Genomic DNA, 22,898 nt, shown 5'->3' with positions numbered 1-22,898 from the left:
GTCGTCGGGGCTTCGTCGTCGGGACTTCCTCGGAGCGGGCCTCAGATCATCGAACGCATCGGTCCCTGGGGCGGCTCGACGCCGATCTCCGTCAGGGCCGAGGCGTGGAAGACGGAGCCCGGTACGTGGATGGCGTGTGCGAGGCCCGTGTGCACGTCGCGCCAGAAGCGCTGGATCGGGTTGTCCAGGCGCATCGCGTTGCCGCCGGAGCGGGCGACGATCTCGTCGACCGCGCGGACCGCCCGCCAGGCGGCGGCGGCCTGGGTGCGCCGGCCGACCGCCCGCCGCTCGAAGGTGATCTCCTGTCCGGCGGCGACCATGTCGTACATCTGGCAGACGTTGTCCAGCAGCGCGGAGCGGGAGGCCGCGATCTCGGCCGCCGCGTCACCGACGGCGTAGAGGACGTACGGGTCGTCCCGCACGGCCTGGCCGGTGATCTGGACGCGGTCGCGCTGGTAGGCGAGGTGGTGTGCGAGGGCGCCCTCGCACATGCCGATCACGGCGGAGGTGATGCCGAGCGGGAAGGCGGCGGAGAACGGCAGCCGGTAGGCGGGGTTGGCCAGCCCGGACTCGGCGGCCAGGGAGCCGTCCACGACCTTCGCGTACTCGATGACCCGGTGGGCGGGCACGAAGGCGTCCTCGACGATGACGTCCTTGCTGCCGGTGCCGCGCAGCCCGACGACGTCCCAGGAGTCCTCGACGATCGTGTAGTCGGCGCGCGGCAGGATGACGTGCACCGACTGGGGAGGGCTCAGCCGGGTGCCGTCGGGGTCGGTGAGGAAGCCGCCGAGGAAGATCCACTCGCAGTGGTCGGTGCCGGAGGAGAACTGCCAGCGGCCGTTGAAGAGGTAGCCGCCGTCGACGGGCCGCAGCAGGCCCATCGGCGCGTACGGCGAGGCGATCCAGGTGTCGGGGTCCTCGCCCCAGACCTCCTCCTGGACCCGGGGGTCGGCCATCGCCATCTCCCACGGGTGGACGCCGACGACGCCCGCGACCCAGCCGGTGGCGCCGTCGCAGGCGGCGATCCGCATCACGGTCTCGGCGAACTCGCGCGGATGCAGTTCGAGACCGCCGTAGGTCTTCGGCTGGAGCATGCGGATCGCGCCGACGTCCCGCATGATCTTGACGGCCTGGTCGTCGAGCCTGCCGAGCGCTTCGCTGGCGGGGCCGAGCGCGCTGATCTCGTCGGCGCGCGCCTCGACTGCCTCGAGTACGGGATTGGACATGGCTCTCTCACTTCCCCGGAGTGGTCTGTGCGGTGGTGTGGCCCTTGGCCGCCAGGGCGACCGCGATCTCGATGAGCTGGTCCTCCTGGCCGCCGACGAGCCTTCGGCGGCCCGCCTCCAGCAGGATCTCGGCGCCGGACACCCGGTACTTGTCGGCCTGACGGGCGGCGTGCTTCAGGAAACTGGAGTAGACACCGGCGTAGCCCATGGTCAGCGACATGCGGTCGAGCAGGCACTCGCCGTCCATGACGGGCCGCACCACGTCCTCCGCCGCGTCGATGATCTTCAGTACGTCGATGCCGGTACGGATGCCCAGGCGTTCGGCGACCGCGGCGAACCCCTCGACGGGGGTGTTGCCCGCGCCCGCGCCGAACCGGCGGGTCGATCCGTCGATCTGGGTGGCGCCGGCACGCACGGCGAGGACCGAGTTGGCGACGCCGAGGCCCAGGTTCTCGTGGCCGTGGAAGCCGACCTGGGCGTCGTCACCGAGTTCGGCGACCAGGGCGGCGACGCGGTCGCTGGTCTCCTCCATGACGAGGGCGCCGGCGGAGTCGACGACGTACACGCACTGGCAGCCGGCGTCGGCCATGATCCGGGCCTGCCGGGCCAGTTCCCCGGGCGGGCTGCTGTGCGACATCATCAGGAACCCGACGGTCTCCAGGCCCAGGTCGCGGGCGAGTCCGAAGTGCTGGACGGCGATGTCGGCCTCGGTGCAGTGGGTGGCGATACGGCAGATGGAGGCGCCGTTGTCGGCGGCCTCGCGGATGTCGTCCTGGAGGCCGAGGCCGGGCAGCATCAGGAAGGCGATCCTCGCCCGCCGGGCGGTCTTCACGGCGGCCTTGATGAGTTCCTGCTCGGGGGTGTGGCTGAAGCCGTAGTTGAAGGAGGACCCGCCGAGGCCGTCCCCGTGCGTGACCTCGATGACCGGCACGCCCGCGTCGTCGAGGGCGGCCACGATCGAGGTGACGTGGTCGACGGTGAACTGGTGCTGCTTGGCGTGCGATCCGTCCCTGAGGGACGAGTCGGTGACGCGGATGTCCAGATCTGTGCTGTAGGGCATGGCTCGTGTACTCCTCGGTGAGCGGGTCTCAGGCGCCGGCGCGGCGGGCGGTGATCCGCTGGGCGAAGCCCTCGCCGACCTTGGTGGCGGCGGCGGTCATGATGTCGAGGTTCCCGGAGTACGGCGGCAGGAAGTCGCCCGCGCCCTCCACCTCGACGAACACCGCCACGCGCGCGAGTCCGCCGCTGACCGCGGTCGGTTCGTCGAACTGCGGCTCGGTGCGCAGCCGGTAGCCGGGCACGTACGAGGCGACCTTGGCGACCGTCTCGTGGATCGACGCGGTGACGGCGGCTCGGTCGGCGTCGGCGGGGATCGCGCAGAAGACGGTGTCCTGCATGAGCATCGGCGGCTCGGCCGGGTTGAGGATGATGATGGCCTTGCCCCTGGCGGCGCCGCCGATGGTCTCGATGCCCCGGCCGGTGGTGAGGGTGAACTCGTCGATGTTGGCGCGGGTGCCGGGTCCGGCGGACGGCGAGGCGACGCTGGCGACGATCTCCGCGTAGGAGACGTCGGTGACCCGGGAGACGGCGTGCACGATCGGGATGGTGGCCTGTCCGCCGCAGGTGATGAGGGAGACGTTCGGCGCGTCGAGGTGGTCGCCGAGGTTGACGGCGGGCACGACGGCGGGGCCGATGGCGGCCGGGGTCAGGTCGATGGCCTGGATGCCGAGTTCCGCGTACTTGGGCGCGTTGGCCTTGTGCACGTAGGCGGAGGTGGCCTCGAAGACCAGGTCCGGCCGCTCGGCGCCGGCCAGCAGGGCGTCCACGCCGTCGGCGCCGGCGTGCAGGCCCTGGTCGGCGGCGCGCTTGAGGCCGGGGCTCTGCACGTCGATGCCGATCATCCAGCGCGGCTCGATGGCCTCGGAGCGCAGGAGTTTGTACATCAGGTCGGTGCCGATGTTGCCGGAGCCGACGATCGCGGCGGTCGCCTTGGTCACTGTTTCGAACCTCATCCGAATCGAGTAAGGGCGGGGAGACAGGGCGGTCAGCCGTCGTAGGTGACCTTCAGCCGGTCGCTGACCGGGCGCGCCTGGCAGGCGAGGACGAGTCCGTCGGCGAGGTCCTGGGCGTCGAGGACCTCGTTGCGTGCCATGACCACCTCGCCCTCCACGAGGACACAGGCGCAGGCGCTGCAGGCGCCCTCCCGGCAGGAGTAGGGCGCGTCGAGCCCGGCTTCCAGGAGCACGTCGAGGAGGGGCTTGCTCCGCGGCCAGTCGACGGTGCGGCGGACGCCGTCCAATTCCACCTCGGCCGTGCTGACGGGACCGGCGGTGTCCGGCCCGGATCCGCTCTCGGGCCCGCTCTCGGGCCTGCTCTCCGGTGGCGCGAACGGGTCGCCGGTCAGCGAGGTGAACCGCTCGACCGTGACGCGGTGCGGGGGCACGCCCAGGTCGCCGAGGGCGCCCGTGACGAGGTCCATGAAGGGGCCGGGCCCGCAGACGAAGGCGGGGCGAGCGGCGTACGGCCCGGCGAGGGCGCGCAGACCGGATGCCGTGGGCCGGCCCTGGACGGACTCCAGCCAGTGCAGCACGGTCAGCCGGTCGCCGTACTCCCGCGTCAGCGCGGCCACTTCGTCACGGAAGATCACGGACCGCTCGTCGCGGTTGGCGTAGACGAGGGTGACCGTGCCGCTTCCGGCGTGCAGGGCGGAGGTCAGGATCGACATCACCGGGGTGATGCCGCTGCCGGCGGCGAACAGCAGGAAGTCGCCGTCGAGCGAGTCGGGGGTGAAGGTGCCCGCGGGACGCAGCACCTGGAGGGTGTCGCCCTCGGTGACGTGGTCGCAGATCCAGTGGGAGGCGTAGCCACCGGCGGTGCGCTTGACGGTGACCTTCAGCAGTTCGTCGCGCACCGGGGAGCTGCACAGCGAGTAGCAGCGGGCGGCCCCGCCGGGACGCTCGGAGGGCACCTTGACGGTGAGGAACTGGCCCGGCCGGTAGGTGAACCGCTCCCGGTCCTCCTCGGCGGGCTCCAGGACCAGCGAGTGCGCGTCGTCCGTCTCCCGGATCACCTTGACGACACGTACGGTCAGCGGCCCGGGGCTCATGGCGCGTCCCCGGCGGCGACGGACTCGGTACGGGCGGCGGCCGCGTGCCGGGCGGCGATGTAGCCGAACACGATGGACGGGCCGATCGTCGCGCCGGGCCCCGCGTACTCGTTGGCCATCACGGACGCCGAGGTGTTGCCCGTGGCGTACAGCCCGCCGATGGCCGAGCCGTCCTCGCGCAGGACGCGGCTGTGCTCGTCGCAGACGAGGCCGCCCTTGGTGCCGAGGTCGCCGACCTCGATGCGGACGGCGTAGTAGGGGGCCTTGTCGATCTCGTCGAGGTTGGGGTTCTTCAGGGTGGGGTCGCCGTAGTAGCGGTCGTAGGCGCTGTCGCCGCGGCCGAAGTCGGTGTCCTTGCCGGCCCTGGCGAAGCCGTTGAAGCGGGCCACGGTGTCGGCCAGCGCGTCGCGCGGAACGCCGATCCTGCCCGCGAGTTCCTCGACGCTGTCCGCCCGGTGCACGGTGCCGTTGTCGTAGAACGCCTTGGGGAACGGCAGACCGGGCAGGACCTGGGCGAAGGGGTAGCGGGCGCGGGCCTTGGCGTCCATCACGAACCAGGCGGGGACGTGTCCGCCGGCGAGCTGGTCGTGGACGAAGTTGACGTACGGCGACGACTCGTTGGTGAAGCGCCTGCCGTCCCCGGAGACGATCACCGACGGCGGGATGCACCGCTCGGAGACCAGGGGGATCGTCGCCCCGGACGGGTGGTGCACGGACGGCATCCACCAGGCGTCGTCCATGAAGTCGAGGGCGGCGCCGAGCGCCTGCCCGGCCGTGATGCCGTCGCCGGTGTTCTCGACCGCGCCGGCGCTGTGGTTGTCCCGGCCGCCCTCGGGCAGGTACTTCTCGCGCATCTCCTTGTTGTGGTCGAAGCCGCCGGTGGCGAGGAGCACGCCGTGCCGGGCGCCGACGCGTACGGTGCGGCCGTCGCGGGTGACGACGACACCGGTGACCCTTCCGCCGTCGTCGACGACGAGTTCGGTCATCGGGCTGCGCAGCCACACCGGTACGCCCGCGTCCTTCAGCGCCATGCGCATGCGGGCCACCAGAGCCCGGCCGCCGGTGGCCATGTGGCGGCGGCGGACCACGTTGGACGAGACCCGCCAGGCGGCGACGACCGAGGCCCAGCGTCCGCGCCAGGTCCGCTTGACCATGGCGAGGTCCCGGTAGTCCTTGGCGGTGATCCACAGGCCGAGGGGGCCTTTGAGGCTGTTGGGCCGCTGGTGCTTCTCGTCCGTGCCGAGCTTGCGGGTGTCGAAGGGCAGCGCCTCGACGGACCGGCCGAGCGGGCGTCCACCCTCGTACTCGGGGTGGTAGTCGGCGTATCCCTTGACCCAGAAGAAGCGCATCCAGCGGCTCCGTCCGAGCAGTTCCATGGCGGCCGGCCCCTGGTCGACGTACGCGTCGAGCCGTGCGTCCGGCACCTGGCCCCCGGTGAGCCGGTCGAGGTAGCGGCGGACGGAGTCGCGGCTGTCGTCGTGGCCCCTGGCGCGCAGGGTGGGGTTGTTGGGGATCCAGATGCCGCCGCCGGAGATGCCGGTCGTGCCGCCGTACATCGCGCCCTTCTCGACCACGACGGCGGACAGGCCGCAGTCGGCCGCGGTCAGTGCGGCGGCCATGCCGCCACCGCCGCTGCCGACCACGACGAAGTCGAACTCCTCGTCCCAGGCCGACCCGTCCCTCTGCCCGTTCCCGCCCTGCCGGGCGCCGGCGCTCATGCCGCGTCCTTGCGGGTGAGGAAGGCGAGGACCGCGCTCTCCCAGGCGGCCTTCTGCTCGATCATCACCCAGTGCCCGCAGTCCGGGAAGACGTGCAGCTCCGCGTCCGGGATGGTGCGCATCGGCAGGATCGCCATGTCGACCGGGCTGACCCGGTCGTCGCGGCCCCAGGTGAGCAGGGTCTTCGCCCGCAGCCGGTGCAGCATCGCCCAGTACGGCGCCTCCTCGGACGCGGCCGCGGCGGCGGCCCGGGCCGCGAATGCCTCGCTGCCGTACATCAGTCGGGCGCCGGCGAGTGTCTCCGGGTCGGTGGCCTGCGCCCACCGCTCCTCGATGAGCTCGTCGGTCACCAGCGACCGGTCGTACACCATGGAGTCGAGCCAGCGCACCAGGCCCTCGCGGGAGGGTGCGTCGGTGAACTCGGTGAGCAGGTTGATGCCTTCGCCGGGCCCGGGGCTGAACAGGTTCCGGCCGATGCCGCCGATCGTCACCAGGCGGCGCACCCGGTCCGGGTGGTCGAGCGCGAACCGGGTGCCGACGATGCCGCCCATCGAGTTGCCGATGACGTCGACCTGCTGGAGGCCGAGCCCGTCCAGGAACCGGGTCACGGACGAGGCCGCGGTCGCCATGGGATGACCCTCGACGGGATCACTGACCCCGAACCCGGGGAACTCCAGTACGAGACAGCGGAAGTGCTCGGCGAACGTGGCCAGGTTGTCGCGGTAGTTGCGCCAGCCGGTGACCCCGGGCCCCGAGCCGTGCAACAGCAGCAGGGGCGGGCCGTCGCCGGCCTCGTGATAGCGCAAGACGCCCTGGTCGGTCGCGAGTTCGCGCAGTGTGGAGTCGTGGCTCAGCTCCGTCATCATCCCTGCCCTCGGTTGACCTCGGTGGTCGGTGGTCCTGGTGACCGGCGGCTTCGGGTGGCCGCCGGCTGCGGGCGGCCACGGGTGCCGTGTGATCGGTTCCTGGACGGTAGTCACGGCGTGCGGGGCCACGCGGTGGGCGTCTCGGTCAGCGGGACGCGTACGGAGACGGGGGTGCCGGCACGGTCCGCGGGACCGAGCCCGCGGGCGGTTCCACTCATCGGGAACGGGCACCCGGTGCGGCCGGCCGGTGTCCTAGCTTCGGCCCCCTGCCCGCTCCCGGGCACATCACCGCACCGTCCCCCTCGAGGTGAATCCGATGACCGCAGAGTCCCTGTCCCCGCCCGAGGCAGCAGAGGAGACCGAGCCGACGCCCCTGCGGATGCGCAGCGTCATGGGGACGTTCGCGTCCGGCGTGACCGTGGTGACGGGGATCGGCCCAGGCGGTGCTCCGGTCGGTTTCGCCTGCCAGTCGTTCGCGTCCGTCTCCCTGGAACCGGCCCTGGTCCTGTTCTGCGCCGATCACCGGGGACGCGCGTGGCCGGGCATCAGGGAGTCGGGGCGGTTCACCGTGAACATCCTGGCCGCCGAACAGACGGACCTGTGCGGCCGGTTCGGATCCAGCAGGGGCCGCAAGTACGAGGGTCTGCACTGGGAGCTGTCCCGGTGGGGGACTCCGTCGCTGCCGGGCGTCCTGACCCGGGTGCACGCCGACGTGTACGACGTGCACGGCGCGGGCGACCACGACGTGGTGGTCGGCCGGGTCCTCGCCCTGGAGACCGTCGCCGACCGGGAGCCGATGCTCTTCTTCCGCGGCGGCTTCGGCGTCGACAGCCCGGCGCCCGCGGTCGCGGCTCCCGACGTGTGGGGGTGGGGCGACCACTGGGGATGACCGGACCCTCCCGGCGTCCGCCGGGACCAGCCTCGCTACTGCCAGTCGCCGTACTGCCCCGTGGCGAGCAGTCGGTCCATGGCCTGGGGGGACCACGTCTCCTCCGGCACGGCCACGGCGCGGCGCTCCGCCCTGACCGGCATCTCCCGACGGGGAAACAGCTCCTGGGAAACCTGCCGTGCCGCGTCCACCACCAGCGGGGCCGCCTTCTCCAGCGGGGACCAGGCGTCCCCCACCAGGGAGATCGCGGCGACCGGCCCGTCGGGGCCCCGGACCGCCGAGGCCGCGCACGCGATGTCGGGGAAACACTCGCCGCGCTCGAAGGCGAGGCCGTGCCGGCGCCTGATGCGGTTGAGCTCCTGGTGCAGCGTGCCGAGGTCGCAGATCGTGTGCTGGGTCAGGCGGCCGATGGACTCGCCCGCCCTGGCCTCGACGTCCTCCGGTTCGAGCCAGGCCAGCATGGCCTTGCCGAGCGCCGTCGAGTGCGCCGGTGCCCGGCCTCCGACGCGCGACGGGACGGTCGCGGCGAAGCGGCCTCCGACCTTGTCGAGGTAGTAGACCTCCGCCCCGTCCAGGACGGCCAGGTGAACGACGAGTCCGGTCCGGATCTGGAGTTGGTGCAGCCGGGCGGCGGCGACCTCGCGGATCCTGCTGTGCGCCCCGTCGCCTCCGCCGAACCCGAGAGCGCGGCGCCCGAGCCCGTAACCCATGCCGGTGTGTTCGAGCCAGCGCAGCCGCACCAGCTGATCCAGTATCCGGTGTGCCGTCGACCTGGGCAGCCGAGTGCACCGGGCCACTTCCTCGAGGGACAGCCGGGCCGTGCGGCCCTCGAACAGATCCATGATGAGCGTCACCCGCTCGACCATCGATGGCGGCAACTCTCGACGGGCCGGCGCGTGCGCGGTGGGAAGGCCATCGACAACCGTCATGGGAGCCTCCAGTCACAGACTGAAATGAATTCTTGTTTTCCGGAATGTAACAGCGCTCCGCAGGCTAGAGAAGAGATGCGCACCGGCTCTTTCGAAGCGGGACCGCCCGGCCGCCCGGCCCGGGCCCACCCCGTCGCGACGGCGGGAGCGGGAGAAGAGCGGGCGCGGGCCGGATACGCCGGCACCGTGGACACCGCCACGGGTGCCGTCGAACGGGACGAGACGGCGATGCCCGGTGACCCGGTCGAGGGCGAGGTTCTCGACACCCCTTCGCCGCTGCCGCTTCGGCCCGCTCTACGCCCGCCCGGTGGCGCCACTCGTGCAGCGGCGGGCGAAGTCGGCCGTGCGGACGTGGCAGTCCTCCACGTCCTCGTCGGACAGTCCCACCCAGAGATGGCCGCCGCCGGTGAGCAGACGCAGGTCCACGGGGCTGCCGGCATCACGCAGGGCCTCCGCGAGCCGGACGGACTGCCGGACCGGGATCAGCGCGTCGTCGGTGCCGTGCAGGATGAGGAAGGGCGGGGCCTCGGGTCCGACGTGGGCGACCGGGCTGGCGTCACGGGCCGCCTCGGGCCGGTCCGCCGGCGCCCCGCCGAGCAGCAGGGCCTCGAAGGAGCGTGGGTCGCGGGCGTCGTACGTGCCCTCGGGGCGGTCCTCGGCGAGTGCGGGCAGGTCGGTGGGGGCGTACCAGGTGACGCAGCCGGAGATGGTGGTGGCGGGCTGGGTGAGAGCCGTCAGGGCGGCGAGGTGTCCACCGGCGGACTCGCCCCACAGCACGGTACGGCCGGCGTCCACGCCGAGCTCGTCACCGCGGGCGCGGAGCCAGGCCAGTACGGCGGCCAGGTCGTCGCGCTGAGCGGGGTGGGCGGCTTCGCCGCTGAGGCGGTAGTCGGGGCAGACGACGGCGAATCCGGCCCGGGCGAGGCGGGCGAAGGGGCCCGGCCGCCAGGAGCGGAAACGGGGTCCGAGGTCGTCGCGCAGACCGGCGCGCCAGGCCCCACCATGGACGAACACGACGACAGGCAGGGGTCCCGCGGCGTCCTCGGGCAGCCACACATCGGCGGTGAGGGGGCGGCTGCCGTCGGGAATGGCGTAGACAGCGCCGCGCAGGAGCCGCACGCCGTCGGCCGGGCGGGCCGGGTACGGCAGGGGCAGCGTGGCCGGGTCCGGCGGGGCCAGCAGACGGAAGGGGAAGGTCACGGCGGGGACCTCTGTCTCAGCGGGCGGTGCGGGGCAGGACGCGGTGGGCGTTGGCGGTGGTGAGCGCGCGCCAGGTCGCGGAGCCTTCGGGCGCGGGAGCCGCGTCCAGGCCCGCGACGTGTGCCTCCACGCCGGCGGCGGGCGTCCAGCAGTGGTCGCTCCCGTAGAGGAGACGGTCGGTGCCGACCAGGCTCGTCAGCGCGGGGAGCTGGCGGGGCAGAGCCGGGCCCGCGAGGTCGTAGTAGAGACGGCCGAGCTGTTCGACCGCGCCGGGGGCTTCCGTGCCGGCGGGCATGAACATCTTCATGAAGCCGTCGATGCGGTCAGCCAGCACCGGCAGGGCGCCACCGCAGTGCGGCACGATCACCGTCAGGTTCCGGTACCGGTCCAAGGTGCCGGACATGAGCAGATCGGTGACGGTCCGGGCTGTGTCGAAGATGAACTCGACCATGGGGCGGGGACGTCCGAGGGCGGACCGCTCCCAGCACACCGGAGAGGTGGGGTGCAGGAAGACGACCGCGCCGCGCCGGTCCAGCTCGGCCCAGACCGGCTCCAGGCCGGAGTTCCCGAGGTAGGTGCCGTGGGTGTTGGTCTCCAGTACCACGCCGTCCGCGTGCAGGTTGTCGTAGGCGTGGGCGATCTCTTCGAGAGCGCCGTTCACATCCGGCAGGGGCAGAGAGGCGAACAGTCCGAAGCGGCCGGGATGCTCGCGCACGGTGTCCGCGCCGTCCTCGTTGACCTCACGGGCCAGGCGGCGTGCCGCGGTGTCGTCACCGAAGTGGACGCCCGGGGAGGAGATCGACAGCATCGACGTCTCGATGCCGCAGCGGTCCATCAGTTCCAGATGCGCCTTGGCCGACCAGGACGGCCAGGCGGGCACGCCGTCGGGCAGCTCGTGCCCGGCCGCCCGGGCCCGGCGGACGTAGGAGTCGGTCACGAAGTGGGCGTGGACGTCGAGATAACCAGGAGCATCAGGGGACACGGGGGTTCCTCCTTCAGGGTGCGGGCGGAGAGGGGCGGCGGCGCGTCAGGCGGTCACGGACGGCGGTGGCGGCACGTTCGCCGAGCACGATGCCGGCCAGCCCGGTCAGGCCGAGCAGCGGCGGGGCGGGTGAGGTGAGATCCAGTGCCCAGTACACCGCTCCCATGAGCAGGCCGGCGGCGAAGGACAGGGCGGCCGGACGGAGAAACGCCCGGCCGGCGCCGGCGGCGCTCACCAGGCGTCCAGCGCGGCTTGGCCCAGCAGCATGCCCGACAGCCCGGCCAGGGCGACCGGGGGTGGTGCGGGCGACCTCACCCGCACCATCACGTACAGCACGCCGATCAGCGCTCCCGCGAGCAGGGCTTTCAGGTACGGCACTGCTCATCCTCGGCTGGCGGTGCGCCACTTGTGATCGGGCAGGAACCTCACGTCGTACTTCTGCGGCACGGTGGCGAACTTCTCCCGCCCGGGTATGTGGGGCCGCTGCGGCATGGTGAGTTCCTCGGTGGGCGTGCCGAGGTTCTCGAAGAATCGCTCGAAGGTGCCGCCCGGGCCGGCCGCCACTCCGACGATCCGGCTGTGGTGGCGCTCGATGCGGTAGGCGTGCGGGCAGTTCTTGGGTACGAAGCCGAAGTCGCCCACGGTGAGCAGCTTCTCGTACTGCTCGCCCTCCAGGTCCTCCACGAACAGGCGCACGGCCCCGTCGGTGATGTAGAAGACCTCGTAGGTGTCAGGGTGCGAGTGGGCGGGGATGATCTCGCCCTTGGGCCCGTCGCAGGTGAAGAAGTTGAAGGTGTTCTCAGTCTGCTCGCCGCCGGCGTAGACGGTGAACATGTCGCTGAAGAGGTGGGCGCGGTCGCCCATGCCCTTCTCGATGAAGTACGGCTTCCCCGGTTTCGGCGGGATGTGGGAGCGCTCGCGGTAGCGGGTGGCGAACTCGATGGTCATGGGTGTCCTTCCTGACGGGGGCAGCGGAGCACCAGGACACGCGCGAGCGTGTGGTGGTGGGTGGCGGCAGGCCGCGGCACCGCGTGTCCTGCCCGTGGAGGTCTGCCGGGAGTCGCCCGGGATCTCGGCCGCTGGTGGCTTCCGTCATCAACGTTAGGCCCGCTGGAACGGGCCCCTCGGCGTAGACTCGGGCACGCGATGAAGGAAAACGGACAGCCCACGGCCGGACTCGGGGCCGCCTCCGTCGCGGCGGGGCCGGCGGCGTCCGCCATTCCCGCCGTGGCCTATCGTCCGACACCCGGCAGGCCACCGGGTCTGGAAGTCCTCGACCTGCCTGAGCTGGCAGCCCGCGCCCTCGAACGGGGACGCCCGCTCACCGGTCCCGGGCGCCCTGCCTTTCACTTGATCATCGCGGTGCGGGACGGCGGGCTGAGGTGTTCCGTGGATTTCACCGCGTACGAGTTGGGTCCGGGTGACTGGCTGTGGGTGTGGCCGGGGCAGGTGCTGCAGTTTCCCGGCGGTCCCGGGGAGTGCCGCGCCACGGTGCTGGTCTTCCCGACGGGCTTTCCCAGCGCCGCGACCGACGCGCTGATCCGGGACGCGGAGTACGTGCCGTATCGCCTCGTCACACCCGCCCCCGCGCGGCAGACGGCCCTGCTCGGTCTGCTGGACGCCTTGGTCGAGGAGCACGCCGATCTCGGCGGCCTCGCGCTGGAGGCGTACATCGAGACGCTGCGCGACCTGCTCTCGGTGATCCTCATCCGGCTCGTCCACCTCGCCGACCCACGACGGCAGACCCGCGCCGGCGGCGGCAAGCCGTTCCACCGGTTCCGCCAGGCGGTCGAGGAGGGTTTCGGGCGGACCCACCGGGTCGAGGACTACGCCGCTGAACTCGGCTACAGCCCCCGCACCCTTACCCGTGCCACGCGGGCGGCCCTCGGCTGCGGCGCCAAGCGCTACATCGACGACCGGGTGCTGCTGGAGGCCAAACGCCTGCTCATCCACACCTCGCTGACGCCCACAGCCATCAGCGTGCGCATCGGGTTCGCCTACCCGACCGTCTTCAGTGCCTTCTTCCGGCAGCACACCGGAATGACACCGACCGAGTTCCGGTGCCTGACACAGACCTGAGGAAGAGCGAGTGCCCCTGATCCGGGGCCGGGGCACGCCCGTGGCGTTCTCACGCGTGACCTTCGCTGCCACAAGGCCGATACTGCCGACAGCGGCGCCCCGGCCGAGACACACCCGATCCTCGGCGATCCGGCCGCCCGACCGACCTGACGAACCGCCACCGAAGCCGGCACCAAGTAGGAGGAACCCTTGCGGATGCTCATCAACGTCCCCGAGACCGTGGTCGCGGACGCGCTGCGCGGTATGGCGGCCGCCCATCCCGAGTTGACCGTGGACGTCGAGAACAGGGTGATCGTGCGGCGGGACGCTCCCGTGGCCGGGAAGGCCGCCCTGGTGTCGGGGGGCGGCTCCGGGCACGAACCGCTGCACGGCGGGTTCGTGGGTCCCGGGATGCTGTCGGCGGCCTGTCCGGGCGAGGTGTTCACCTCGCCGGTGCCGGACCAGATGGTGCGGGCCGCGGCGGCCGTGGACAGCGGTGCCGGGGTGCTGTTCGTCGTCAAGAACTACACCGGTGACGTACTCAACTTCGACATGGCCGCCGAGCTCGCCGAGGACGAGGGCATCCAGGTGGCGAAGGTAGTGGTCAACGATGACGTGGCGGTGACGGACAGCCTCTACACGGCCGGGCGGCGCGGTACGGGGGCGACGCTGTTCGTCGAGAAGATCGCAGGGGCCGCCGCGGAGGAAGGCCGGCCGCTGGAGCGGGTGGAGGCGATCGCCCGGCAGGTGAACGACAGTTCACGCAGCTTCGGTGTCGCGCTCGGCGCGGTCACCACGCCGGCCAAGGGCAGCCCGACCTTCGACCTGCCGGCCGGGGAGCTGGAGCTCGGCATCGGGATTCACGGCGAGCCCGGCCGGGAGCGGCGCCCGATGATGACCTCGGGGGAGATCGCCGAGGCGGCCGTGGACGCGGTCCTGACGGACCTCAGCCCGCGCAATCCCGTCCTGGTCCTGGTCAACGGCATGGGCGCGACGCCGCTGCTGGAGCTGTACGGCTTCAACGCCGAGGTGCAGCGCGTACTCGGCGAGCGCGGTGTCGCCGTCGCCCGCACCCTCGTCGGCAACTACGTCACCTCGCTGGACATGGCGGGGGCCTCGGTGAGCCTGTGCGAGATCGACGAGGAGCTGCTCGGACTGTGGGACGCGCCGGTGAAGACACCGGGCCTGAGGTGGGGCATGTGACGGTGGGCGGGGAAGGGATCACCACGTACCTACCAGGCAAGGAGATCCAGTGCTCGACGCCGAATTCTTCCGCCGTTGGATGACGGCGACCGCCGCGTCGGTCGACCGCGACGCGGAACGGCTCACCGCCCTCGACTCGCCCATCGGCGACGCCGACCACGGCAGCAATCTCCAGCGCGGGTTCACGGCCGTGGTGGCCACGCTGGAGGAGGAGGCACCCGACACGCCCGGCGCGGTCCTGACGCTCGCCGGGCGCCGGCTCATCTCCACGGTCGGCGGCGCCTCGGGGCCGCTGTACGGGACGCTGCTGCGCCGCGCCGGCAAGGCGCTCGGGGACGCCGCCGAGGTGAGTCCGGAGCAGCTGGCCGAGGCGTTGCGGACGGGGGTGGACGCCGTCCGGACGCTCGGGGGTGCCGCGCCGGGTGACAAGACCATGATCGATGCCCTGGTGCCCGCCGTGGAGGCCCTCGGCGACTCGTTCGCGGCGGCCCGCGCCGCGGCCGAGGAGGGGGCCGGTGCGACCGTGCCGTTGCGGGCCCGCAAGGGCAGGGCGAGCTATCTCGGCGAGCGCAGCATCGGGCACCAGGACCCCGGCGCCACATCGGCGGCGCTGCTCGTCGCGGCACTGGAGGAGGCGGCCGGTGAGTGACGGGAAGCTGGTCGGAATCGTGCTGGTGTCGCACAGCGCCGAGGTCGCCGCGTCCGTGGCCGAACTGGCGAAGGCCCTGTCGGGCGGTGGCGTGACGGTGCCGATCGCGCCGGCGGGCGGGACCGCGTCCGGCGGGTTCGGCACCAGCTACGAGCTGGTCTCGGCCGCTGCCGCGTCCGTGGACCGGGGCGCGGGGGTCGCCGTCCTCACCGACCTCGGCAGCGCGGTGCTCACCGTCAAGGCGCTGCTCGCCGAGGGCGACGAACTCCCGGAGAACACCCGCCTGGTGGACGCCCCCTTCGTCGAGGGCGCGGTGGCCGCGGTCGTCACGGCCGCGACGGGCGCCGACCTCGCGGCCGTGCAGGCGGCGGCCGCGGAGGCGTACTCCTACCGGAAGGTGTAGCCGCAGCACCGGGCGCGCGCCGGGCGGGAGGGCGCTCCCCCGCCGCGCCGCGCCGGTCGCGCGACCGGCGCGGCGCGGTCCGTCAGGTGAGGCCGGCCGCCGCGGCCCTGAGAGCGGTGCGCAGGGTGGCGGCCAGTTCGGCCCGCGCCGTCGCGGCGTCGGCGCGGTCGTCGGCCGTGCGCCAGGCGTGGTGTTCGACCGCCGCGCGCAGCGCCGCGTTGAACATGGCCGCCTGGATCGCCGGCCGCAGGTCGTCGGCGGGCAGCGCGGCCCGTTCGGCCAGCGCGGCGGCGAACGCCGGCTCGGCCTCGTCGTAGGTCTGCAGCCAGACCGCGCGCAGACCCGGTTCGGTGCGGGTCAGCCGTACCAGTGCCCCGACGGTGGCCTGGGCGGGCCCGGCGAGGAGACGGTCGTCGTCCTCCGCGCGCTGCTCGAAGTCGATGGCCTCGTCGAGGGGTTGGCCGGGCCGCCACTGCCGCAGGGAGTCGGCGATCAGCTCGATGCCGGCCGCGAGCAGCGGTCGTACGCAGCTCTCCTTGGTGGGGAAGTAGCGCCACACCGTACGCGCTGAGATGCCGGCCGCCCGGCCGATCTGCTCGCCCGTGGTCGCGGCGACCCCCTGGGTGACGAAGAGGTCCACGGCGGCGCGGGCGATCTCCAGCCGGATCTCGGTCTTGCGCTCCTCGGTCAGGGGCGGTCTTCCTGTGCGTCCGCGGGCTGCGGCCATCTGTTCCTCCGGCGCCGGTGGTGTTTCTCCCGGGATTCTCCCCGACTAATTTTTGTCACTCACCGACATTAAGTCGTAGGGTGGCCGGGCAGTGGGCACGACGCCCCCTGGACCTCATGAGAAGGAGCACCACATGGCCGGCGGACCGGGCGGACGCAGTGTCATCGTCACCGGAGCGGGATCGGGCATCGGGCGGGCCGCGGCCCTGGCGTTCGCCGCGCAGGGCGACCGTGTCGTGCTGGCGGACCTCAACGCCGAGGGCGCGGCCGCGGCCGTCCAGGAGATCGAGCGGGCGGGCGGCACCGCCGTCGCCGTGACGGGCGACCTGAGCGAGCAGGCGGTCGTCGACCGGGTGACGGCGACCGCGGTCGAGCTCTTCGGCGGCGTCGACGTCCTGGTGAACAACGCCGGGATCATGGACCGGATGTCGGCGCTCGCGGACGTGAGTGACGCCGAGTGGGAGCGGATCCTGAGGGTCAACCTCACCGCTCCCTTCCTGCTGACCCGCGCGGTGCTGCCGCACATGCTGGCGGCGGGCCGGGGCGCCGTGGTCAACACCGCCTCCGAGGCGGCCCTGCGCGGCAGCGCCGCGGGCGCCGCCTACACGGCCTCCAAGCACGGCGTGGTGGGGCTGACCAAGTCCCTGGCGGTCATGTACCGGGGGCGGGGCATCCGCGCCAACGCCATCTGCCCGGGCGGCACGCAGACCGCCATCAGCGTCGACGCCGAGCAGGGCGCCCACGGGCCGGCCACGCTCGGTCCGCACTTCGTCAATCTCGGCCGGGTGTCGCAGCCGGAGGAGCAGGCCGCGGCGATCGTGTTCCTCGCCTCGGAGGCGGCGGGCAACATCAACGGCGCGATCCTGCCCGTCGACGACGGCTGGTCCGCCGTCTGAGGACCCCTCCGCCCACCGTCCGGGGCGGCCCGCCGCGAGCGACGCGTCGGCGGGTCAGCCGCCGTCGACGAACTCCCGCGCCAGCCGCTCCCCGGTCTTCTCGGCGGCGGCCTTGTCCTCCAGGGGCTCGACGTCGCTGCCCTCGAAGACGATGTACGTCACACCGGACGGCGTACCGCCCCCGTGCGGGTCGGCCGGGATGCCGAGCGACCGCGCGGCGGCGTAGGAGGCCTCACCGATGAGGTCGCGTGGGCCGACGTCGCCGACGACCGCGTACCGCACCCGGTCCCCGTAGACGACGGCCGCGACCGATCCGCCGTGGACGTCGTGCTCACGGTGGTCCCAGATGTCGCTCGGTTCGGGGACGACGACGTAGGGCAGGCGTTCGGCGTCCAGGGGCAGGCCGTCCGACTGCGTGTAGGCGGTGGCGGAGGAGAAGTACGGATCGGTGCCGCTGTTGCAGCGGTCGCCGGGCCGGCCGTCGCAGTCGACGTCCAGGTCGGCCTTCCAGTACACGGCGTCTCCCCTGCCGCAGACCGGGGTGTCCGCCGGCGCTCCGGCGTCGGTGCGGTAGCGCCCGTGCGAGACGGGGTCGCAGCCCCGCACCCTGGCCAGCAGGTCTTCGGCGCGGACGGGCTCCTGACGTCCGCCGTCCTTGTGCCGGGCCACGGCCCCGGCCCTGGGCCGGATGCCGGTCGGCAGTGCGGGCCCGGCCTGGGGCCGCGACACCGGTCCGGTCCGGGGGCCGGACCTGCCCGCCCGGACCGGGTCGGCGTGCGGCTGGTACCCGGGCGGGGGCTCGACCCTCGGGGCGGGGCGGGGCGGGAGCGGAGCGCCGGGGAACGTCGTCGGGGCGAGCAGGGCGGCGCTGGCCGCGACCAGAGTCAGCGACTGGACACGCACATTGTGGCCTCTCCTGGGGGACATGGACGGTCACTCGGCCTCATCTGTCCCCGAATCGCGCACGGGGCCACCTTTTGTGGGCCAGACGGTGCATACCCGGCCGGCCGTGCCGACGCGGGTCCGACGACCCTCTTGATGTGGTCGCGTCACTGACGTCATATTGGTCCGGACCATTGCCGCCATGTCTGAGTCACCCCGGAGGCAGCGCCGTGCGACACGTCCCCGTCCCCGCTGTTCCCGTCCCCGGCGCCGTGCTGCGCCGCTGCGCCCTGCTCTGCGGGGCGCTTCTCCTGGTCACTTCCTGCGGCTGGGGCGTGGGCGGCGACGGTGACGCGAGCGGCAGGCCGCCCGGTGCGCCGACGGGCGTCACCGCCGAGGCGGGCAGTGCCACGACCGTGCACGTGATGTGGAACGCGGTCGACGGCGTCGAGACCTACGAGGTCCATCGCGGCGGCACACTGGTGAAGGCGGTACCGGCGTCCGACCGCATGGTGGACGTCACCCGACTGCGCCCCTCGACGGCCTACGCCTTCACCGTGCGGGCGCGCGGCGCCGGCGGGCGGCTCGGACCCCACAGCCGGGAGGTACGGGCGACCACCCCCGCGGCGGTCGCCGACGACTCCGCCCCGACCCGCCCTCGAAGTACCCGCGGCCGGGCGGCGGGCAGCCGGGCGGTCCAGCTCACCTGGTCCGCCGCGACCGACGACCGCGCAGTGGTGTCGTACGACGTCTACCAGGGCGACACCAAGGTCCACAGCGTCGGCGGCGGGCAGACCGCGGCCGTCGTCACGGGGCTGCGCGCGGGCACCCGCTACTCCTTCACCGTCCGGGCACGGGACGCCGCCGACAACGTCTCCCCCGCCGGCACCACCGTCCGGATCACCACCCCCGGCTCCGACGACGGCCGTGCCACGGCACCGGGTGCCCTGCACGCGGCCTCGCGCAAGGCCGACGGGGCCTACTACATCGACCTCACCTGGGCCCCGCCGCGCACGGACGGTGTGGTCACCGAGTACCAGATCCACCTGGACGGCCGTCCGGCGACCTCACTCGTCTACGGCGGCGACGCGCCGCGCGACCGGGCCGAGTACAGCTTCTACGCGGGGCGCCGGTCCGGCGTCACGCACCGGGTGCGCGTGCGGGCCAGGCTGTCCGACGGGACCTGGGGCGGCTTTTCGGACGAGCGGAAGGTGACCACGGGCGACGGCGGATGACGGTCGGGCGGTGGTGCGCCGGGCCGGTCCCGGTGGGCCTGTCACCTGGGCGGTCGCGCTCGGCATGCGGGCACGGCCGCCGCCGTGTTGGCTGCCCGTGGGGCAGCACGGGCGTTCCCGATCTCGGCGGCGCAAGGGATGTACCGCCAACCGTGCCGCCGGAGAGCAGTCCACATGCGCATCTCATCGCCACTTCTCCGCTCCGGCCTGACCGTGGCGGCCGCCGCCGCGCTGCCCGTCGCCCTGGCCACCGGGCCGGCTTCCGCGGGCCCGGGGATCTCCGTGAGCACCACCGGGACCACGGTGTCGGTCACGACCACCGCCTGCGCCCAGCTGAGCGGCAGTTGGGGCACCGCCTCACTGCTCACCGGCACCCAGGGGGACTTCGCCCAGGGGCGCCAGGTGGCGCTGTCCGGAACGGGTGCGGGCCAGTCCGCCACCTGGTCCGGCATCAGCCCGGGCACGTACACGGTCATCGTCATGTGCTCCAACAACAGCACCGCCGGCTCCCAGACCGTCATCGTCTCCCCGGCGCCCTCCCCTTCACCCAGCCGGTCCCCTTCCCCCTCCCCCTCTCCCTCCGCGTCACCACGCGGCGTTCTGGGCGGTCTCGGCGGGGCCGTCGAGGACTACGGCACGGCCACCCTCGTGGCGGGCGGCGCGCTGGTCGGCGCGGGGGTCATCGCCGCGGCGTGGTTCCTGCGCCGCCGTCAGAAGCCGTACCGGTTCTGAGCCACGGACGCGTTCAGGCCCGTCCGTCACCCGGTAGCCCGTTGCCACCCGGCATACGGCCGTCATCCGGCAGCTCGGCGAGCTCCGCCAGGGCGTGCCTGAGCCACCGCGTCCAGAAGGTCTCCAGGTCGATGCCGGCGCGCAGCACCAGGTGCCGCAGCCGGTCCTCGGCACTGTCGCTCCCGGGTGGGAAGTCGCGCGTCTCGATCTCCCCGTACTCGGCCAACTGCCGTTCGTGCAGCTCCAGATGGCGTCTCAGGTCTGTCTCGATGCCGGTGGTGCCGACCACCGCGGCCGCCCGCAGCCGCAGCAGCATCGTGTCCCGCAGGGGCTTGGGGTCCTGGGCCGCGGCGGTCCAGCGGGCCAGTTCGGCGCGGCCCGCGGGCAGGACCTCGTAGGACTTCTTCTGCCCGCGGGACGGCTGCTGTCCGGGCAGCGCCCGGATCAGGCCGTCCGCCTCCAGCTTTCCCAGCTCGCGATAGATCTGCTGGTGCGTCGCCGACCAGAAGTAGCCGATCGACCTGTCGAAGCGGCGGGTCAGCTCCAGCCCCGACGACGGCTTTTCGACCAGGGCGGTGAGGATCGCGTGCGGGAGTGACATGCGCTCATCCTAGGGACGGCCCGGACGCGTTCTGGGCCCCGCACACCTTCCGGCCCCTCGCACCATCCGGCCCCCACACCTTCCCGCCCGGCACCCCCCTACAGCGCCGCCGCCAGCTCGGTGCCCTGCTTGATGGCGCGCTTGGCGTCCAGTTCGGCGGCCACGTCGGCGCCGCCGATGAGGTGCGCGCTGTGCCCGGCGGCGACCAGGTCGTCGTACAGGCCGCGGCGCGGCTCCTGTCCCGTGCACAGGACGACCGTGTCGACCTCCAGGACCGTGGACTCGTCGCCGATCGTGACGTGCAGCCCGGCGTCGTCGATCCGGTCGTAGCGCACGCCCGGGACCATGGTGACGCCGCGGTGCTTCAGTTCGGCGCGGTGGATCCAGCCGGTGGTCCTGCCGAGTCCCGCGCCGACCTTGGAGGTCTTGCGCTGGAGCAGGTGCACGGTGCGCGGCGGTGCGGGCCGCTCGGGCGCGGCGAGGCCGCCGGGCGCGCGGTAGTCCATGTCGACGCCCCAGAGGCGGAAGTACGTCTCCGGGTCCTCGTGCGCCTTGTCGCCGCCGTCGGTGAGGTACTCGGCGACGTCGAAGCCGATGCCGCCCGCGCCGAGGATCGCGACACGGTCGCCGACGGGGGCGCCGTCGCGGAGCACGTCGAGGTAGCCGACGACGCTCGGGTGGTCGACGCCGGGGATGTCCGGGGTGCGCGGGGTGACGCCGGTGGCGACGACGACCTCGTCGTGGCCGGCCAGGTCGTCGGCTCCGACGCGGGTGTTCAGGCGCACGTCGACGCCGTGCTCCCCCAGCCGCGTACGGAAGTAGCGCAGCGTCTCGTCGAACTCCTGCTTGCCGGGGACCTTGCGGGCGACGTTGAGCTGGCCGCCTATGTCGCTCGCCGCGTCGTACAGGGTGACCTCGTGGCCGCGCTCGGCGGCGCTGACCGCGCAGGCCAGTCCGGCCGGTCCGGCGCCGACGACCGCGACGCGCTTGCGCCGCCGGGTGGTGGCGAGGACCAGTTCGGTCTCGTGGCAGGCGCGCGGGTTGACCAGGCAGGAGGTGATCTTCCCGCTGAAGGTGTGGTCCAGGCAGGCCTGGTTGCAGCCGATGCAGGTGTTGATCGCCTCGGGGCGGCCGGCCGCGGCCTTGGCGACGAAGTCGGGGTCGGCGAGCATCGGGCGGGCCATCGACACCATGTCGGCGGCGCCCTCGGCGAGCAACCCCTCGGCCACCTCGGGGGTGTTGATGCGGTTGGTGGTGACGAGCGGCACCGTCACCTCGCCCATCAGGCGCTTGGTCACCCAGGTGTAGGCGCCGCGCGGCACGGAGGTGGCGATGGTGGGGATGCGGGCCTCGTGCCAGCCGATGCCGGTGTTGATGATGGTGGCTCCGGCGGCCTCGACGGCCTTGGCGAGGGTGATGACCTCGTCGAGGGTGGAGCCGCCCGGGACCAGGTCCAGCATGGAGAGCCGGTAGACGAGGATGAAGTCCTCACCGACCGCTTCGCGCACCCGGCGGACGATCTCGAGGGGCAGGCGTGTGCGGTTCTCGTAGGAGCCGCCCCAGCGGTCGGTGCGGTGGTTGGTGCGCGCGGCGATGAACTCGTTGATCAGGTATCCCTCGGAGCCCATGACCTCGACGCCGTCGTACCCGGCCTCGCGGGCGAGGCGGGCGGTGCGGACGTAGTCGTCGATGGTGCGCTCGACGTCGGCGTCGGTCAGCTCGCGGGGTACGTGGGGGCTGATGGGCGCCTGGAGGGGGCTCGGCGCGACCAGGTCGGCGTGGTAGGCGTAGCGGCCGAAGTGCAGGATCTGCAGGGCGATCCGGCCGCCCTCGCGGTGCACGGCCTCCGTGACGACGCGGTGCCGCTCGGCCTCCGCCGCGGTGGTGAGCTTGGCGCCGCCCTCGTACGGCCGGCCCTCGTCGTTGGGGGCGATGCCGCCGGTGACGATGAGGCCCACTCCCCCGCGGGCGCGGGCGGCGTAGAAGGCGGCCATGCGCTCGAAGCCGCGCTCGGCCTCTTCCAGGCCGACGTGCATGGAGCCCATCAGGACCCGGTTGGGGAGCGTGGTGAAGCCCAGGTCGAGCGGGCTCAGCAGGTGGGGGTAGCGGCTCATCGGGGCCTCCGTGCGCGGTGTGGTGCCTCTGTTGTAGAGGACCGCCGCCTTCTTGTGCAACTAGTTGCACAAGAAGGCGGCGCACGCCACACCGCCGCACCGGCGGACCTCGGTCAGTGGCTCTCCAGCCGTACGTGCAGTTCCCGCTCCTGGTCCCCGGAGGCCGTGCTCAGGTCGTGCACGGTGAACAGCGAGTCCAGGGTGGTACGGAACCGGTCGATCGCCCAGTAGCCGCCCTGCACGTCGGCCTCCACGGACGCCGTGAGCCGGGCCGGGTCGCACTCGCCTCTGGCCTCGGCCACGTCGAAGGTGCCGAGCCACACGGTGGGACGCACCCTGTCGTAGTCCCGGGGCACCTCCTCCGAACGCCGGTCGGACGAGAAGCACGTGCACAGGGCGTCGAACACGGTCCGGGCGTCCTCCTTGCTGCACCCGCTCAGCTCCACCGAGACGGACTCCGGATGCAGTCGCTCACCGTCCATC

Annotated in this window: 25 protein-coding genes; 8 read left to right on the top strand and 17 right to left on the bottom strand. The window is 72.8% G+C overall.

The features are described from left to right. Positions 1–41: 41 nt before the first annotated feature. Genes QC283_RS16815 through QC283_RS16790 form a run of 6 tightly spaced genes read right to left on the bottom strand, consistent with a single transcriptional unit; the run spans position 42 to position 6,916 of the window. Positions 42–1,226: an acyl-CoA dehydrogenase family protein gene (locus tag QC283_RS16815; RefSeq protein WP_279562335.1), complete on the bottom strand. Its 1,185-nt coding sequence runs from the start codon at positions 1,224–1,226 to the stop codon at positions 42–44. Positions 1,227–1,233: 7 nt separating this feature from the next. Then, the gene (dmpG, locus tag QC283_RS16810) at positions 1,234–2,286 is read right to left on the bottom strand and encodes a 4-hydroxy-2-oxovalerate aldolase (RefSeq protein ID WP_279562334.1); all 1,053 of its coding nucleotides are present in this window, start codon (positions 2,284–2,286) and stop codon (positions 1,234–1,236) included. Between the two features lie 28 nt (positions 2,287–2,314). Then, on the bottom strand, positions 2,315–3,238 hold the full coding sequence (locus QC283_RS16805; protein ID WP_279562333.1) for an acetaldehyde dehydrogenase (acetylating): 924 nt from the start codon (positions 3,236–3,238) through the stop codon (positions 2,315–2,317). Between the two features lie 32 nt (positions 3,239–3,270). Continuing rightward, a complete protein-coding gene (locus QC283_RS16800) occupies positions 3,271–4,332 on the bottom strand; it encodes a ferredoxin--NADP reductase (protein ID WP_279562332.1) in 1,062 nt (353 codons plus the stop codon). After that, positions 4,329–6,050 carry an FAD-binding protein gene (locus QC283_RS16795; protein WP_279562331.1) on the bottom strand — a complete coding sequence of 574 codons (1,722 nt, stop codon included), beginning with the start codon at positions 6,048–6,050 and terminating at the stop codon, positions 4,329–4,331. The genes QC283_RS16800 and QC283_RS16795 overlap by 4 nt, the downstream gene beginning before the upstream one ends. Continuing rightward, complete coding sequence (locus QC283_RS16790; protein WP_279562330.1) at positions 6,047–6,916, bottom strand: alpha/beta fold hydrolase; 870 nt, start codon at positions 6,914–6,916, stop codon at positions 6,047–6,049. The genes QC283_RS16795 and QC283_RS16790 overlap by 4 nt, the downstream gene beginning before the upstream one ends. A gap of 316 nt (positions 6,917–7,232) precedes the next feature. On the opposite strand from QC283_RS16790, the gene QC283_RS16785 reads away from it, so the two are divergent. Next, positions 7,233–7,805: a flavin reductase family protein gene (locus QC283_RS16785; protein ID WP_279562329.1), complete on the top strand. Its 573-nt coding sequence runs from the start codon at positions 7,233–7,235 to the stop codon at positions 7,803–7,805. A gap of 35 nt (positions 7,806–7,840) precedes the next feature. Here QC283_RS16785 and QC283_RS16780 read toward each other — a convergent pair whose 3' ends face one another. The 6 genes from QC283_RS16780 to QC283_RS16755 form a co-directional block, all read right to left on the bottom strand. Further along, entirely contained in the window at positions 7,841–8,734 is an 894-nt protein-coding gene (locus tag QC283_RS16780; protein WP_383529688.1) for an IclR family transcriptional regulator, read from the bottom strand. 294 nt (positions 8,735–9,028) lie between these two features. Further along, positions 9,029–9,934 (bottom strand): alpha/beta hydrolase, encoded by a 906-nt coding sequence (locus QC283_RS16775; RefSeq protein WP_279562328.1) that lies wholly within the window; start codon positions 9,932–9,934, stop codon positions 9,029–9,031. A gap of 16 nt (positions 9,935–9,950) precedes the next feature. Next, positions 9,951–10,916 carry an amidohydrolase family protein gene (locus tag QC283_RS16770; protein ID WP_279562327.1) on the bottom strand — a complete coding sequence of 322 codons (966 nt, stop codon included), beginning with the start codon at positions 10,914–10,916 and terminating at the stop codon, positions 9,951–9,953. A gap of 13 nt (positions 10,917–10,929) precedes the next feature. Next, entirely contained in the window at positions 10,930–11,151 is a 222-nt protein-coding gene (locus QC283_RS16765; protein WP_279562326.1) for a DUF1427 family protein, read from the bottom strand. Further along, a complete protein-coding gene (locus QC283_RS16760) occupies positions 11,148–11,294 on the bottom strand; it encodes a DUF1427 family protein (RefSeq protein ID WP_279562325.1) in 147 nt (48 codons plus the stop codon). The genes QC283_RS16765 and QC283_RS16760 overlap by 4 nt, the downstream gene beginning before the upstream one ends. 3 nt (positions 11,295–11,297) lie before the next feature. Then, positions 11,298–11,864, bottom strand: coding sequence for a quercetin 2,3-dioxygenase (locus QC283_RS16755; RefSeq protein WP_279562324.1), 567 nt, complete (start codon positions 11,862–11,864; stop codon positions 11,298–11,300). A gap of 441 nt (positions 11,865–12,305) precedes the next feature. On the opposite strand from QC283_RS16755, the gene QC283_RS16750 reads away from it, so the two are divergent. The 4 genes from QC283_RS16750 to QC283_RS16735 all read left to right on the top strand — a co-directional run bounded on the left by QC283_RS16750 (position 12,306) and on the right by QC283_RS16735 (position 15,229). Further along, on the top strand, positions 12,306–12,995 hold the full coding sequence (locus QC283_RS16750) for a helix-turn-helix transcriptional regulator (protein ID WP_279562323.1): 690 nt from the start codon (positions 12,306–12,308) through the stop codon (positions 12,993–12,995). A gap of 189 nt (positions 12,996–13,184) precedes the next feature. Further along, complete coding sequence (dhaK, locus tag QC283_RS16745; RefSeq protein WP_279562322.1) at positions 13,185–14,177, top strand: dihydroxyacetone kinase subunit DhaK; 993 nt, start codon at positions 13,185–13,187, stop codon at positions 14,175–14,177. A 49-nt stretch (positions 14,178–14,226) separates the two neighbouring features. After that, entirely contained in the window at positions 14,227–14,826 is a 600-nt protein-coding gene (gene dhaL, locus QC283_RS16740) for a dihydroxyacetone kinase subunit DhaL (RefSeq protein ID WP_279562321.1), read from the top strand. Then, positions 14,819–15,229, top strand: a complete 411-nt coding sequence (locus QC283_RS16735; protein ID WP_279562320.1) for a PTS-dependent dihydroxyacetone kinase phosphotransferase subunit DhaM — start codon at positions 14,819–14,821, stop codon at positions 15,227–15,229. The genes dhaL and QC283_RS16735 overlap by 8 nt, the downstream gene beginning before the upstream one ends. A gap of 82 nt (positions 15,230–15,311) precedes the next feature. On the opposite strand, the gene QC283_RS16730 is transcribed toward QC283_RS16735, so the two are convergent. Continuing rightward, positions 15,312–15,956 carry a TetR/AcrR family transcriptional regulator gene (locus tag QC283_RS16730; protein WP_279562319.1) on the bottom strand — a complete coding sequence of 215 codons (645 nt, stop codon included), beginning with the start codon at positions 15,954–15,956 and terminating at the stop codon, positions 15,312–15,314. 133 nt (positions 15,957–16,089) lie between these two features. On the opposite strand from QC283_RS16730, the gene QC283_RS16725 reads away from it, so the two are divergent. After that, on the top strand, positions 16,090–16,851 hold the full coding sequence (locus tag QC283_RS16725) for an SDR family NAD(P)-dependent oxidoreductase (protein WP_279562318.1): 762 nt from the start codon (positions 16,090–16,092) through the stop codon (positions 16,849–16,851). Between the two features lie 54 nt (positions 16,852–16,905). Here the strand turns inward: QC283_RS16725 and QC283_RS16720 are convergent, their stop codons facing one another. Beyond that, entirely contained in the window at positions 16,906–17,754 is an 849-nt protein-coding gene (locus tag QC283_RS16720) for a glycoside hydrolase family 75 protein (protein ID WP_279562317.1), read from the bottom strand. A 209-nt stretch (positions 17,755–17,963) separates the two neighbouring features. On the opposite strand from QC283_RS16720, the gene QC283_RS16715 reads away from it, so the two are divergent. Beyond that, positions 17,964–18,968: a fibronectin type III domain-containing protein gene (locus QC283_RS16715; RefSeq protein WP_279562316.1), complete on the top strand. Its 1,005-nt coding sequence runs from the start codon at positions 17,964–17,966 to the stop codon at positions 18,966–18,968. Between the two features lie 174 nt (positions 18,969–19,142). Beyond that, positions 19,143–19,700, top strand: a complete 558-nt coding sequence (locus QC283_RS16710; RefSeq protein ID WP_279562315.1) for a hypothetical protein — start codon at positions 19,143–19,145, stop codon at positions 19,698–19,700. Between the two features lie 13 nt (positions 19,701–19,713). Here the strand turns inward: QC283_RS16710 and QC283_RS16705 are convergent, their stop codons facing one another. The 3 genes from QC283_RS16705 to QC283_RS16695 form a co-directional block, all read right to left on the bottom strand. Further along, positions 19,714–20,301: a PadR family transcriptional regulator gene (locus QC283_RS16705; RefSeq protein WP_279562314.1), complete on the bottom strand. Its 588-nt coding sequence runs from the start codon at positions 20,299–20,301 to the stop codon at positions 19,714–19,716. Between the two features lie 98 nt (positions 20,302–20,399). Beyond that, positions 20,400–22,415 carry an NADPH-dependent 2,4-dienoyl-CoA reductase gene (locus QC283_RS16700; protein WP_279562313.1) on the bottom strand — a complete coding sequence of 672 codons (2,016 nt, stop codon included), beginning with the start codon at positions 22,413–22,415 and terminating at the stop codon, positions 20,400–20,402. A gap of 113 nt (positions 22,416–22,528) precedes the next feature. Next, positions 22,529–22,897, bottom strand: coding sequence for a hypothetical protein (locus QC283_RS16695; protein ID WP_279562312.1), 369 nt, complete (start codon positions 22,895–22,897; stop codon positions 22,529–22,531). Position 22,898 lies beyond the last annotated feature (1 nt).

Source organism: Streptomyces sp. DH41 (assembly GCF_029813785.1).
GTDB lineage: Bacteria > Actinomycetota > Actinomycetes > Streptomycetales > Streptomycetaceae > Streptomyces.
The sequence above is the reverse complement of the archived record's forward strand: the minus strand, read 5'-3'. Positions and strand labels throughout refer to the sequence as shown.